13 protein-coding genes are annotated in these 14,486 nt (G+C 46.4%); 10 read left to right on the forward strand and 3 right to left on the reverse strand.

The window, feature by feature from the left end; all coding sequences use genetic code 11:
* Positions 1–300: 300 nt before the first annotated feature.
* On the forward strand, positions 301–1,824 hold the full coding sequence (gene rny / locus Q7P68_RS11040) for a ribonuclease Y (protein WP_304225629.1): 1,524 nt from the start codon (positions 301–303) through the stop codon (positions 1,822–1,824).
* Positions 1,814–2,617, forward strand: a complete 804-nt coding sequence (locus Q7P68_RS11045; protein WP_304225631.1) for a TIGR00282 family metallophosphoesterase — start codon at positions 1,814–1,816, stop codon at positions 2,615–2,617. Before rny ends, Q7P68_RS11045 begins: the two co-directional genes overlap by 11 nt.
* Here Q7P68_RS11045 and Q7P68_RS11050 read toward each other — a convergent pair.
* Positions 2,614–3,465 (reverse strand): GerMN domain-containing protein, encoded by an 852-nt coding sequence (locus Q7P68_RS11050; protein WP_304225633.1) that lies wholly within the window; start codon positions 3,463–3,465, stop codon positions 2,614–2,616. The genes Q7P68_RS11045 and Q7P68_RS11050 overlap by 4 nt on opposite strands.
* Positions 3,466–3,556: 91 nt before the next feature.
* Between Q7P68_RS11050 and Q7P68_RS11055 the strand changes: the two genes are divergently transcribed.
* From Q7P68_RS11055 to Q7P68_RS11085, 7 genes are read left to right on the forward strand one after another with little or no spacing between them, the layout of a single operon-like run.
* Positions 3,557–4,342 carry an ABC transporter permease gene (locus Q7P68_RS11055; RefSeq protein WP_304225635.1) on the forward strand — a complete coding sequence of 262 codons (786 nt, stop codon included), beginning with the start codon at positions 3,557–3,559 and terminating at the stop codon, positions 4,340–4,342.
* Entirely contained in the window at positions 4,339–5,106 is a 768-nt protein-coding gene (locus tag Q7P68_RS11060) for an ABC transporter ATP-binding protein (protein ID WP_304225637.1), read from the forward strand. The genes Q7P68_RS11055 and Q7P68_RS11060 overlap by 4 nt, the downstream gene beginning before the upstream one ends.
* Positions 5,107–5,118: 12 nt before the next feature.
* A complete protein-coding gene (locus Q7P68_RS11065) occupies positions 5,119–6,225 on the forward strand; it encodes an MlaD family protein (RefSeq protein ID WP_304225639.1) in 1,107 nt (368 codons plus the stop codon).
* Between the two features lie 10 nt (positions 6,226–6,235).
* Positions 6,236–7,081: a tetratricopeptide repeat protein gene (locus Q7P68_RS11070; RefSeq protein WP_304225640.1), complete on the forward strand. Its 846-nt coding sequence runs from the start codon at positions 6,236–6,238 to the stop codon at positions 7,079–7,081.
* Positions 7,082–7,104: 23 nt separating this feature from the next.
* Positions 7,105–7,884 carry an MlaE family ABC transporter permease gene (locus Q7P68_RS11075; RefSeq protein WP_304225642.1) on the forward strand — a complete coding sequence of 260 codons (780 nt, stop codon included), beginning with the start codon at positions 7,105–7,107 and terminating at the stop codon, positions 7,882–7,884.
* A gap of 3 nt (positions 7,885–7,887) precedes the next feature.
* A complete protein-coding gene (locus Q7P68_RS11080) occupies positions 7,888–8,634 on the forward strand; it encodes an ABC transporter ATP-binding protein (RefSeq protein ID WP_304225643.1) in 747 nt (248 codons plus the stop codon).
* Positions 8,631–10,022, forward strand: coding sequence for an MlaD family protein (locus tag Q7P68_RS11085; protein ID WP_304225644.1), 1,392 nt, complete (start codon positions 8,631–8,633; stop codon positions 10,020–10,022). The genes Q7P68_RS11080 and Q7P68_RS11085 overlap by 4 nt, the downstream gene beginning before the upstream one ends.
* A gap of 12 nt (positions 10,023–10,034) precedes the next feature.
* Here Q7P68_RS11085 and Q7P68_RS11090 read toward each other — a convergent pair whose 3' ends face one another.
* A complete protein-coding gene (locus Q7P68_RS11090; RefSeq protein WP_304225646.1) occupies positions 10,035–11,789 on the reverse strand; it encodes a PAS domain S-box protein in 1,755 nt (584 codons plus the stop codon).
* Between the two features lie 229 nt (positions 11,790–12,018).
* A complete protein-coding gene (locus tag Q7P68_RS11095; RefSeq protein ID WP_304225648.1) occupies positions 12,019–12,879 on the reverse strand; it encodes an AraC family transcriptional regulator in 861 nt (286 codons plus the stop codon).
* A 109-nt stretch (positions 12,880–12,988) separates the two neighbouring features.
* Here Q7P68_RS11095 and xylB point away from each other — a divergent pair, with 109 nt between their 5' ends.
* Entirely contained in the window at positions 12,989–14,476 is a 1,488-nt protein-coding gene (xylB, locus tag Q7P68_RS11100; protein ID WP_304225650.1) for a xylulokinase, read from the forward strand.
* The last annotated feature ends 10 nt before the right edge of the window (positions 14,477–14,486 follow it).

Raw genomic sequence — 14,486 nt, forward strand, 5'->3', positions numbered from 1 at the left:
CATACTGCCGAGCGGTAGGCTTGATACCATGCTCTAAAGCGGCTTCTACCAGCTCAAGCCTTGCTGCATACCGGTCTTTACTTATCTTGATAAACTCGTAATACTTCTTCTCGTACATTGGTACCCTCCTGTTTAAGAGTTGTTTGTTTACCCTATTCTATCCCTATCCGTTGGATCGGGGTAGGCCCAGGGGGGTACCATGTCTGTTAAACAACCACTTGTGTATAAGTATTTACTTGACAATTGTTTGCCCTTCGTTATAATTTCATAATAAGTGTATTTTACGGTAAGGGGTAAATTATGGGATTATATATAATCCTCCCTCTTGCCGGGTTAACCTTAGGCTGGACCATAAGATGGCTGTATGCCAGATTCCAACTTACGGCGTCGGAGCAACGCGCCGAGCGCATTAAACAGGATGCGATAAAAGAAGCTGAAGCAAAGAAGAAGGAGATCCTTCTTGAAGCAAAAGAACAACTTATTCGCGAACGGAACCAGCAGGAGAGGGAGACTCGGGAACGCAGGGTAGAGCTGCAGCGATACGAACGTCGTGTCATGCAGAAGGAAGAGGCAATCGATAAAAAGGTTGCCCAGATTGAGAAGCTAGAACAGGGGCTTGCGGAACGGGACAGGGTCCTGCAGGAAAGAGAAAAGGCTTTGGAAGCCCAGGAAGAAAAGTACCGGGCTGAATTGGAACGGATTTCCGGACTTTCCCAAGAAGAAGCAAAGGCAATCATTATTCAGAGTCTCGAAAATGAGGCGAAGCACGATGCCCAGTCTCTTCTGAACAAGATTGAGCAGGAAGCTAATCTTGCGGCGGAGAAAAAGGCCCGGGATATTCTTATCACTACTATCCAGCGGCTTGCTACGGAAGTTACGGGCGAAGTAACAGTTACCACTGTGTCCCTGCCCAATGATGAAATGAAGGGCCGTATTATCGGCCGGGAAGGCCGGAACATCAGAACCCTGGAGACCCTGACTGGGGTGGATGTCATTATTGATGATACTCCAGAAGCGGTGGTTATTTCCTGTTTTGATCCGGTGAGGCGGGAAATCGCAAAGGTTGCCCTGGAACGGCTTATTACCGACGGCCGCATCCATCCTGCCCGCATTGAAGAAGTGGTTCAGAAGGTTTCCCGGGAAATTTCGCAGAAAATATTTGAAGAGGGCGAAAAGGTTCTCTTTGATTTGGGTCTCCACAACATGAACCAGGAGGCCATAAAAACCCTGGGGCGGCTCTATTTCCGTACCAGCTACGGCCAAAATGTGCTGTATCACTCCAAAGAGGTGGCGATTATTGCGGGTATGCTGGCCGCTGAAATTGGCGCGAACCGCGAGATAGCGAAACGGGGAGCACTGCTCCATGACATCGGAAAGGGTGTGGAATCCGATTCGGATCTCAATCATGCTGAGATTGGTATGGATATTGCCCGCAAATTGGGAGAGGATCCCCGGGTAATCAATGCAATCGGAAGCCACCACAACGATGTGGAGCCCTCTTGTATAGAATCGGTGATAGTTCAGATCGCAGATGCGATTTCAGCTGCACGGCCCGGTGCTCGGCGGGAAACGCTGGACAACTACATTAAACGGCTTGAAAACCTGGAAAACATTGCGGAGAGTTTCTCCGGTGTCGATAAAGCCTATGCAATACAGGCTGGCCGGGAACTCCGGATACTCGTAAACCATGAAGCGGTTAACGACGAACAGTCTAAGGAGCTCGCCAAGCAGATTGCGAAGAAAATTGAAACAGATCTTCAGTATCCGGGGCGTATCAAGGTAACCATTATCCGGGAAACCCGTATCATTGAATATGCCCGATAATAACAAAGACTCAGTTCGCCTTATTATGTTAGGCGACGTGGTAGGGGAAGCAGGCGTCGAGGCGGTGAGCCGGGGGCTTGCTTCCCTTATTGAATTGTATGCTGCTGACTTTGTGGTTGTAAACGGGGAAAATGCTGCAGGCGGTTTTGGCTTGACCGAAACCGCTTTAAAGTCCCTGCTTGATGCGAAGACCGATATGGTGACCACCGGTAATCATGTGTGGGAAAAACGGGATTTCTGGCCAATTCTGGACGCCAATACATCGGTGCTCCGCCCTGGCAACTATCCGGGGCTTTTACCCGGCAAAGGCTGTGCAGTAAAAGAAAAAAATGGGATTACCTGGGTTGTTATTAATCTGCAGGGCAGAGAGTATATGACCCCTATCGATTGTCCTTTTCGCACCCTCGATACTTACCTCGCTACCCAAAAGGGTGAAGGCCCTGTTTTGTATATTGTAGACTTCCATGCCGAATCTCCCCAAGAAAAGGAAGCTCTAGGCCTATATGCCGATGGCCGTGTGGCTGTTCTTGCAGGTACCCATACCCATGTACAGACCGCAGACCAGCGGATACTGCCAAAAGGGACTGCCTATATTACCGATCTTGGAATGACCGGTGTGGATGAAAGCGTTATCGGCATGGATACTGCAATTTGCCTAAACCGCAACAAGACACAGGTTCCTATCAAGATGGAACTTGCCGTGGGCAAAGCCACTATTCATGGGATCTGTGTGGAAATTGATACGCATACAGGCTTAGCCAGGTCAATTGAGCGAATCAATCAATCTTACTAAAAAGATTCCCTTGTAAGAGGTTTGTCGATTCGGACACCTTCACCGCCTAGATAGACAGAATTTTTATTTTCTATCAGAATCTGTACGGCCTGTACTGTTGAGAATTCGGTAGCAGTCCAGACAAGCTGTTTAAGCTGGGCAGTATAACCTTCCATTCCATAGGAATTGAACTGGAATGCATCGTTAAAATTAAGATAGGCAACGCCATCTTTTACGGTGGCAGAAAGAATTTTACTCCCCGGCGGAATTACGCTGATAAGCCCTCGTTTTTTCTCCAAGTCAGTTGGGCCAGATAGCAGGTTCTGAATAACATCGAGCAGAGGACTTTCGCTTACTTTAATGGTTCTTGTCACTTTGGTACGTACCAGCGAACCGTCTTCGGCAAGCTTCATAAAATAGAGGGATCGTTCTACCGTTTGAGGCTGTTGAGGAACCTTTTCTGGTTTGGTTGCGGTCGGGACTATAGTTTTTGGCCCATTCTGTGAAGTGCTCTGAGGTTGGGATGACGACGGGGTAGATGGTTTTTGAACAGGCTGCGTATCCTGCGTTTTCTGTGTATCCTGGGTGATTTTTGTAGGTGTCGAATTATTTTCGATTTCACTCTGAGGTTTTTGATTCTCTGGAGAGGGTTCTTTAATCTGAGCCGGTGGCTGAACAGGTTCGGTTTTTATGTCCTGCACTGGCGGTTTCGGATTAAATAGATCGCGTACACGGGTATTTTTAAGTGTCTGTTCTATTCTATCCTTATTGAACAGAATAAGACCGCTGAGCAAAATAATTATAAATAAACCTAGCAAGCAGCCAATCGGTGCGTCGTTCGTCTTTTTTGTTGTCCGTTTTGTTGCCACATAGGTATGATACGGTGAAAGAATTGAAGGGTCAACCAGTCTGATGTTATAAAGTCTGGACTGAACATGACCGGTCTCTTATACTTAGCTTGTGAGACTATTAGGTTCGCTTGGTCATTTAGTAATTGTTCGCTTTCAAAATATGATGTATGCCTTGGGGTTTTTAGGGCGCCTTCTTAAAGAAACAGTAATGTTTTTCAGGCGGCGACAGGTAGCGCTCAAGGTCTTAATAATGCAAATTTTATTTACCGGAGTAGAAGCCCTCAGTATTTCGGCTATACTTGCCGTAGCTATCGGCGCAATCATCAATATAATCGGTGTATCCATCTTGCCGCAGTTTGGTCAGGGCAAGCTCATGTATACACTACTTATTGCTATTATTACCCGCGAACTGGGGCCTTTATTAACGGCATTCATCATTACCGCCCGATCGGGAACGGCAATTGCAACCGAATTGGGCGGTATGGTTGTTTCTCACGAGATAGAAGCCTATATTTCTGTTGGTGTTGATCCTATTTCTTACCTGGCAGTCCCTCGTTTTTTAGGGGTGACCTTATCGTCCTTTTTATTGAATATTTATTTTAATATTTTTGGCTTGCTCGGTTCTTTTCTTGTTCTGAGTCTTGTGTCCCCGCTGCCGTTTTCGGAATATTTTAATGGGTTGATGAATGCCCTTCGTCTTGTAGATATTGGTACAGGTTTGTTTAAAAGTATTGTTTTTGGGGCAGTCATTTCAACAGTATCGATATACCAGGGTTTTTCGGTATTACGGGCATCCACTGAAATTCCCCAGGCAGGCATTCGGGCGGTAGGCCAGGCGCTGGTTCTTCTGGTTGTTTCTGATGCGATTATAACTATTTTGTCATACCTGATATGAATGTACTATTTAAAGCGGATCATGTACGGGTCCGGATTGCAGAAACAGAAATCCTCCATGATGTCTCTATGGATTTTTATGAAGGCCTGGTTACCTGTATTGTTGGCAAAGCCGGTTCGGGTAAGAGTACCTTTCTTAAAACGCTCGCCGGCCTGGTAATACCTGAAGATGGGTCTATTTTGTACCGGGGAAAAGATCTTTTTAAACTTAACCGGAAAGAAGAACTCGAGTTCCGAGCGGTCTGTTCGTTTGCGTTTCAGGATGGTGCTTTGTGGGCAAATCAAAGTATTTACAATAACCTAGCGCTTCCTCTGGCGATACACAGGCATCATCTTGATAAGGCAGAAACAGATAGCATTATAAAAAGGGTCATTCAGCGTGTCGGATACTTGGAAGGATTAGGATTCAGGCCTGCTGATCTATCTATGGGAGAGCAAAAACTGGTATCTATAGCCCGCTGTCTTATGTGCGATCCAAAGATTATGCTGCTCGATGAACCTACCGCATCTTTGGATCATGAAGCGGTAGATCGATTAATAGAGATTTTGCTTGAAGAAAAGAAAACAGGTAAAACCCTGATCATGGTGACCCATGATGCGAATCTTATTGCCCGTTTAGCAGACCAGATATGTGTGATTGCAAATGGTTCGGTTGCAACCCAGGGTCCGGCAGAAAAAATTGCTCCGCTTTTAGGCGGCGATTTAATACGAAAAATACGGGAATATAAAATACAGGAAATTTCAATTGATGATCCCAGACGGTAAAGGAAGGTTGGTATGAAATTCAGGATAAAATATGCGGATCAGATAGTCGGTTTCTTTGTCCTCTTTGCCTTTTTTTTGCTTGCGGGAATTCTGGTGCTTATGGGCGGCAAACAGCGTTGGTTTGCAAAAGACTATGTGTATCAATCCCGATTTATATCAAGTACAGGCGTGTCGGCTGGTACATCGATAATCTACAAGGGATTCCCAATTGGGCGCATTCATAAGGTGTCATTGAATTCTGACAATATGGTAGATGTGACTTTTATTATTTATGATACCTACCGCGATAAGGTAACAGAGCATTCAATGCTTGAGCTTGTGGTCAGTCCTATAGGATTGGGAAATCAACTGCTGTTTTATCCGGGCAAATCTACAGTACGGCTTCCTGAATATGCCTTTATACCTTCCTATGATTTGCCGGAAGGAAAATTTCTGGTAGAAAATGACATGGTTGATCGGCCCCCAAAGGATGATACGATTAGCCGACTTATTTCAAATGTTAACCCCTTGCTTGAAAACGTGAACGATACGGTGGTGCAGCTTAAAAAGACCATGACTTTGCTCAACTCTGCCCTTGCCGGTACCGGTACTGGTCCTATTGCAAATGCGCTGACAGATGCGGCTGATTCGGTGAAGCAGCTTGAACAGATTCTTGGTCAAGCTAATCAGGCAGTAACGGAATTGGTGCCCCGAATATCGGGTGTCATGTCTCAAGTAGAAACAAGCCTGCCGCCGATGCTCAGTTCAGTTTCTACAATAACCGCCAATTTAGCTCAAACCAGCGAAGCCCTTAAAGACCCCACTGGACTGGTGCCTCGGCTTTTAGATCCCAAGGGTTCGCTGAAGACTCTATTAGACGATGGAAATGCCCTCTTTAACCATATCGATGCATCCCTTGCCCAGGTAGAAAAATCTATGAAAAATTTGGAAGGGGCAACAGCCACATTGTCGGCTCAAATACCGAGAATCGCTGCAACTATTGACGATGCCCGCAGTGCCATTGTGACTGCCCAGGATGTCTTGGAGGGGGTTAAAAACAATCCGCTCCTTAAAGGGGGAATTCCCGAACGAATCGACCCAAAATCGGCTCCCACAGGGCTAAGGAACAATGACTTTTAAGGGGTTTACCATGAACCGGAAATATTTATGTATCATAGTCTGTTTTATTTATATATTTGCTTCCTGTTCGTCGGCCCCCAAGACCCCGCCCCAATCGTTGGTTGTCCGCAATGAAGCGGGCCGTCTTGTTATACTTGGAGCTAAATCCCTGAGGGAGGGTCAGCTTGCTGCGGCGCGGGATTATTATATGGAGGCATACCGGCTTTACACCCTGGTTGATGACACAGAAGGCCGTATCCGGGCTCTTGATGGCCTGGGCCGTGTACCGGAACTTGATTTTAATGCCTGGCAAAAAGCTCAGGAAATAGCGAACTTTGTGGAAGATCAAGGACTTGTTGCCCTTGCTGCCCTGCTGAAGGCCGAGGAGCTATTATTCTCGGGAGAAGCTGGTTCTCTGGACCAGGCAAAAAACATCCTTGCACAAGCTATTACATCATTAGGCAACAGGCCTTCTGACAAAGCGCGGGGGCTTCGTTTGTATGGATCTGTACTCAAACAACTTGAACGGTATGACGATGCCATTGCCGTACTTAAACAAGCGATAGAAATTGATAAAAAAAACAAGTCATTTATCGAACTTGCTTCGGATTATTATATAACCGCTTCGGTTTATTCAAAACAGGGCGATTATAAAGCGGCGGTAAACTATTTAAAGAGCGCAATAGAATATGACCAGCGGGCTGAAAATGGCAGCGGACTCGGGAGCGATTACCTTGCCTTGGGTACGGTGTATGAAAAATCTGGAGATTTAGTAAGGGCGCAACAGAACTACGAAAAAGCCCTTGATATCTATACAGCAGGACGTTTTGCTGACAAGATAGAATCGGTTCGAGCCAAAATGCAGGCACTCAGATAGAATGAAGGCGGCAGGTTGATTTAATGTGGGCCACACTTTTAGAAAAGCTGATGCAACTCTTAGAGGATGTTGGGCTTTTTTTTGTTTTTTTAGGAAAGGTCCTCAAAAAATCCTTCAGCAAACCTTTTCGTTGGAACCTGTACCTTTATGAAATAGAACATTTAGGTGTCAATTCTGTTCCGGTTATATTACTGGCAGGGCTTGCCATCGGAATGATATTCGCTTTGCAGAGTGTGGTGCTGCTCCAGCCCTTTCAGGCAGAAATTGGAACAGGAGCTGCTGTAGCGGTAGCTTTGGCTCAAGAATTGTCTCCCATTATCACTACTCTCATGCTTATTGCAAAAAATGGGTCCGCTATGGCAGCGGAACTGGGAACTATGCGGGTAACCGAGCAGATTGATGCACTCGAATCTATGTCGGTTGATCCGGTTCATTATCTTGTGGTGCCGCGGATTGTAGCTTCAATTTGGGTTTTTCCTGTACTCACTATGCTCGCTAACCTGGTGGGTTCTCTTGGATCCTATTTTATTTCAACCACATTATATGGTATCGACGCGGCCAGTTATGTTGACTATATGTTTAATGTATTAAAAACAAAGGATATAGCCATCGGTTTAATTAAATCGGTTGTAATGGGCTTTATGGTGGCAGCCATAAGTTGTTACCATGGACTCCATGTTTCTCAAGGTGCTAAAGGTGTTGGGGAGGGGACGACTCGAGCGGTGGTGATGTCTTCGGTGGCCATATTGGTAGCAGATTATATACTGACTACCATTATGCGGCCCATCTTTTTCGGCAGGTAGTCTATGATCCTGAGGGTAGAGAATCTGTATAAAGCCTTTGGTTCCAATAAGGTACTTACTGGAGTATCCCTTGAAATACCTGAGAAAAGCATTTGTTCTGTGGTCGGTCAAAGCGGTACTGGTAAAAGTGTGCTGCTTAAATGTATCATGGGCATGATTCGTCCTGATGCTGGTTCTGTCTGGTTTAAAGATACTTTACTAACGGCTATGGAACGCGAGGCTTTAAGAGAGGTGAGAAAGCATTTTGGCTATGCTTTCCAGAATGCAGCTCTCTTTGATTCTATGACCGTGGGGGAAAATTTGGAATTTCCTTTAAGGGAAGTTTTACAAATAAAAAATAGGGATATAATTAAAAAAAAGGTGAGCCAGATTCTGGACTGGATTGAGCTTCCGGGTATCGAGAAAATGAGTCCGGGTGATCTCTCGGGTGGTATGCGTAAACGGGTAGGGGTTGCCCGGGCTCTTATGCTGCAGCCAGAGGTGCTGTTTTTTGATGAACCCACAACAGGGCTTGATCCGGTACTGTCTGAGACCATCATGAACTTGGTTCTCAGGGTCAATAAGGAGCTGGGGGTGACTTGTATTGTCATTACCCATGATATTCCAGCGGCGTTCCGTATATCGGATAAAATAGCTTTTCTCCATCAGGGGAGGATTGTTGCAGAAGGGAGCCCAAAGGAAGTGGCTGCATCAAACCAAGAAATAGTAAGGGATTTCTTGCGAATTTCATTTAACGAGCTTACATCATGAATATATCCCGTTATGTGAAAATAGGTCTTTTTTTCCTCACTATCGGCACAGCAGGAACCGTTTATGTTGTTCGGTCTACTGATGGTTTTAACGATCTAAACACCAAGGTCTATGAAGTAGCTATCGATGATGCAACCGGTCTTAGTACTAACTCTAAGGTGTATCTTGCCGGTGTTCCTGTTGGTAAGATTAAAACGATAGATCTTTCTGGGAATAACGCTGTTTTACGTGTAGCTTTCTTGAAATCCGTAGAAATACGGCAGGATGCAACTATTCAGAGAAAGCCATCTTCAATTCTCGGCACCTCAATTTTAGCCCTCAGTCCTGGTACTGAATACAGTCCGGTTCTCCGGCCGGGAAGCAGACTGGAAGCTGTCCGGGGTTCCGGGGATACGAGCGCAATTCTTGGTTCCGCCCAGGATTTAACGAAACAAATATCTGAACTGCTGCGTGAATTTCAGAGCCGCCAAATGGAATTACTCGCGGTATCTCTCGAAACCTTTAATGCAATGGCTAAAAAACTCAATGACCGCAGCGATGCTGAACTGGAACGTATCTCCCGTATTCTTGAATCAAGCGCTCTTATTACTGAACGTTTTGAGCGACTGCTTCGTGAACGAGAGGGGGATATAGCCGCATCAGCCACGGAAGTAAAACAGGCCTTGGAAAACATTCGGCAGGCCACCGAAAGCATCCGTTCGGGCAATGGGAACATCGGCAAGGCTATCTATGACGACCAATTATATGAGAGCCTTTTAACGACAGCCCAGCGTACTGAAGCTGCGGCAGCCAAACTTCAGGAAACCCTGGATTCCTTTAATGCTCTGGCTGTCAATTCTAATAAGGTTGTAACCGAAGCGGGGTCCATTGTAACAAAAGCCTCCGGGCTTGGGGTACAGGTTGATTCGCTCGGGCGGTATGATATAGTTGCCTCTGCCTTTAAGGCTGGAGCGTCCCTGCGCTTAGAGCCCTTTTCCCGGGATCGGTTTTACCGGATCGGGGTAAGTTCTGCACCGGCTGGAAGTCCGTCTTCCTATGTACTCGATGCGGAAATTGCCCGCCGTATTGGCTGGTTTACCCTACGAGGCGGTCTTTTAGAAGGAAGCGCCGGTTTCGGTTTAGATATAAACCCCGTGCCGATGGTCCAGCTATCTGCAGAAGCCTTTGATTTCAAAAAAGGTATGCTGCCGAATGTACGGGGCACGGTTTATTGGTTCCCTGTCTTTAACCCCTATTCCAATCTGCCTTGGAACTGGCTCTATGTGTACGGCGGAATAAATGCTGCTCTCGATGCGCGCCGGGACTTCTTTGTAGGCCTAGGGCTCCGTTTCGCCGACGAAGAAGTACGCGGCCTCGTGGGCCTCATCCCGCTGGGCGCAGGAAAGTAGCGAGAACAATTGTTAGAGGCTCTCAATCACCTCTTTAGGTATCCTAATAATGCTTGTTGTCCCGTTGCTGCCATTGATAGAAAAAGAACCCTTCATCTGCTGGGCGAGGGCATTTACCAGATTAAGGCCAAGGCCACTTGAGTTTTTTATAACAAAGTTCTCAGGTAAGCCTTTACCTTTGTCTTGGACGTGCAATACTAAATCTGTGTCATTTTGGGTGAGTGTAACGATCAATTCACCAGGGCTGTCTTTAGGATAAGCATATTTAAGTGAGTTTGTAACCAGTTCGGTGAGCATAATTCCAAGAGAAGTTGCTATTTTAACCGGTATTTTGAGAGCATCAATATGTGTAGTCAGTATCAGGGGTGAAAACTCAGTCATGGACTCCAGCAGTTGGTTAAAATATTCGTAACTATCTACAACATTGAAGGAACTGCTTTGATGGAGCTGGCTGTAGAGCTGAGAGACTGCGCTGATACGGAATTGAATTTCCTTTAGGGCCTGGGCAGCATCCTCTGAAACATAAGCGTCAGCTGCGAGCTGTACCATCGATTCAATCATGGCAAAACTATTTTTTACCCGGTGCTGCAGTTCTTTGAGCAAAGTTGTTTTTTCCTCATAGGCACCCTGCAATGCGACCTCTGCAAGTTTCCTGTCCGTAACATCAGAAACGATAACTGCAAACTGGCCTGGCGCAGGACGGTAAGCGCTTACTTCATAATAACGCTTTAGTTCTGCCGAATAGTTTTGGAAAGTGATGGTTTCTCCGGTAAGAGCTACCTTGCCGTAGGTTTCTATCCAGTAGGATTCAGTGTTAGGGAGAACTTCGAGTACCCGCTTCCCAATGATATCCTGTGCGGAAAGCCCGGTAAGTTTTTCAAATGCGGGATTTACTTTAAGAAAGCGGTAGTCTATTGGGTTGCCCTGGTCATTTACGATGATTTCATGGAGGGCAAATCCATTGTGCATTTGGACAAAGAGGTTGTCCATTTCTTTTTCCATTACAATACGGTCTGTAATGTCGTCCAGAGTAGAATAAACTTTGTAAGGAGCAAAACTTTCTTGGAGCGGTATCGTGTCTACAGAAATCCAGCGATATTGATTTAAGTCTTCGCGGAAAATCCCCATAATAAAATTGGTAACCGCCTTTCCTGTACTTAAGGTAACCTGTATAGGCCGGTCCTGTTCCGAGAGTGGGCTTCCATCGAGTTTGATAGCTTTCCACGATGGGGCCAATTCGATAAGGTTATTCATTTGGTCTCTGGATAGACCCAAGATTGAGACCGCTGCAGGATTGGCATCGATTATTTTTCCGCTCTCGTCGTAATAGAGAACCCCCTGATGCATGGTCGAATATAATTGATGATAGAGCCTGTCTTTTTCAGCCGCCTTTTTTTGAGACTCATGCAACCGCAAGGCCATGCGTATGGAAAGGCTGAGCACCTCTACGCTGGAACTTTTGAGGACAAAGCCATAGCTGGCCGACTGTTCCATCTTTTTAAGGTATTCCGGGTCGGTACTCGAAGAAAGGTAGACTATGGGAATATCCCAACGCATCTGAATAAATTCGGCGGTTTTAACCCCATCCAGTCCTTCGCCCAGATTGTAGTCCATCAATATGATGTCCGGTGAAAAGCCTTCTTCCAGAAGTTCTATGCCCTGTTCTCCTGTTTCTGCAACGGTCACGCTGAAGCCCTTGCGTTCCAGGAGCTTTTTCTCTGCGGAGGCGAGAATACGATCATCTTCGATAAGGAGAATCGTTTCCATAGTGATTTTAAGTATATCGGCAGATAGGGGAAAATACAAAAGATTTGCGTACCCCAACGCGATAGTAGAGGCCGTAAAACTTGCGAGCAAGCTATACGCGCTGTGAATAAGTCCTGCGTACCGCAGCACAACAGCAAAGATAGCAAAATTTGCTAGAAAGCTATACGCGTTGTGAATAAGTCCTGCGTACCGCAGCACAACAGCAAAGATAGCAAAATTTGCTAGAAAGCTATACGCGTTGTGAATAAGTCCTGCGGTATTGGTGCGGGGACAGGCCGGTACACTTTTTGAACACCCGGGAAAAATGGAAGGGATTTTCAAAACCAAAGTAGTCGGAAATAGTTTTAATCGGCATAAAAGATTCTACCAGGTAGGCGCTAGCCGCTTCTACCTTAAGGCGGGTAAAATACTGAAAAGGAGACATTCCAAGATGCTTCCGAAACAGCCGAATGAAGTGTTCTTCTGAAAGGCCGATTTCTTCTGCGAGGTCCTTGGTGTTCATTTTTTCCTGAATAGATTTTTCCATGCGCTGCAGGGCCCGTTCTATATGGTCATTCTTTTTATGCGAATGTCCTGATGTCTCCAGGTTGATGTCAGAACCTGAAGCTTCATCCATTGGCTCGTTCCCATTATTGTACCACTGATAAATAAGGCTCAATAATAGATATTCAGCGGCTCTATTGTTTGCCGCTTCCTTTGCACGGGAGAGAAAATAAAGTTCTTCTAAAAGAAATCTTGTTCTTCCTTCAATTACTACACCTTTTTGCTGAGTTTGTTCTGATCTCCTGATGAGTTCTAATGCTTTTTGATCCTCCGCAAGTAGAGGATCGACTTCGAATAAAAAGGCATAGTAACTGATAGGTTTTTCCAGAGCTTCGGACAGTATGGAATGGAATTCCCGGGGGCGGGTTAAAAAAAGACGGTTCCCTTCTATCCGGTAACGGGTTCTGTTAAGGAGAAAGGCCCCCTGGCCTTCGAGAAAAATGTGAAATTCATAGTCGTTTGGTCCATGGGTATGGTAGCGGCCATGCCAGGATAGCCTGTCTCCGCCGACAAGCCGATATACATAGACCGCATCTTTAATGGTCATACTAATAAAATATCAATAATAGATATCTTTTATCAATAGCGTATATGGAGCTTTGACCTGTAATAACCTATGTTGTCTATAGCAAGACGATAGTGCGGAGGGAAATAGGATGAAAACAGTATGCGGGATTGATCTGGGAACCCAGAGCTGCAAGGTTATATTATATGAATATGAGAAAAAAACAGTGGTAGCCCGATCCCAGGCACCGCTGCAGATGACCGCTCGAAATGATGGAAGCAGGGAACAGGAAGCGGACTGGTATGAAAGCGCTTTAAAAGCCTGTTTCACCGCTATAGATCGGGACCTTCGTGCCACCATCGTTGCTCTTGGTGTTTCGGGCCAGCAACATGGATTTGTTCCCCTTGATGAAGAAGGTAAGCCTCTTTATTCGGTTAAACTATGGTGTGATACGGCTACTGCCGCAGAATGTGCCGAGCTTACCGCTGCGGCAGGAGGCGAAGCGGCCCTGCTGGCAGAGACGGGCCTTTTAATGCTGCCCGGTTATACGGCTCCCAAAATCTTATGGCTTAAAAAACACCGGCCTGAACAGTTTGCTCGGCTTCGTCATGTACTGCTACCCCATGATTATATTAATTATTTGCTGACCGGTGAATATGTGGCTGAGTACGGCGATGCTTCCGGAACGGCCCTTTTTGATATCCGCAAACGGCGCTGGTCCAAAAAAATATGTGATCTTATCGATCCGAATCTTATCCACTATTTACCCAGATTGATAGAAAGCAACCAGAGTGCAGGCTTGGTCAGCAAAAAGGCATCTGACGAGTTCGGTATTCCCCAGGGAGCCCTTGTTGCTTCTGGCGGCGGGGACAACATGATGGGTGCTATTGGGACTGGAACGGTGCAAGATGGGTTCCTCACCATGAGTCTTGGTACGTCGGGCACCCTCTATGGATATTCGGATACACCCGTGGTAGATCCTCAGGGTAATTTGGCTGCCTTTTGTTCTTCCACAGGGGGCTGGCTGCCCTTGCTTTGTACCATGAACTGTACTGTGGCGACTGAGGAATGGAGAGGCCTCTTTGGCATGGATGTTCGTTCCTTTGACAGCGCTGCCGCGACTGCACCGATTGGTGCAGATGGGATAGTAATTCTACCCTTCTTTAACGGTGAGCGCACCCCGAACCTCCCCAACGGTAGGGCCAGTGTGAACGGTATTACCGCTGCCAACTTCAGCAGGGAAAACCTAGCCCGGGCGGCTATGGAGTCCGCTATTTTCGGTATGCGGATAGGGCTGGAGTCTTTTAAAGCCCTCAATTTCAAAGCCCAGGAGATCAGGCTTATCGGCGGCGGTGCCAAGAGTCCGCTCTGGCGGACCATGGTGGCAAACATTATGAACCTGCCGGTCCGTATCCCTGTGGGGGATGAAGCGGCTGCCATGGGAGCTGCAATACAGGCCCTGTGGTGCCTCGAAACCGCCGCCGGACTTTCATCAACCATAAAGGATCTTTGTAATGCCCATGTACAGCTGGAAGGCGGTCAGGTTATAGAACCGGATCCATTGAGCGTTAAGGTTTATGACCAGGCGTATGCGACCTATTCAACCTATTTGGGGGCTCTGAGCCCCTTATATCGATAAGAGGAGGCCA

Source organism: Gracilinema caldarium (assembly GCF_029265695.1).
Taxonomy (GTDB): Bacteria; Spirochaetota; Spirochaetia; order Treponematales; family Breznakiellaceae; genus Gracilinema; species Gracilinema caldarium_A.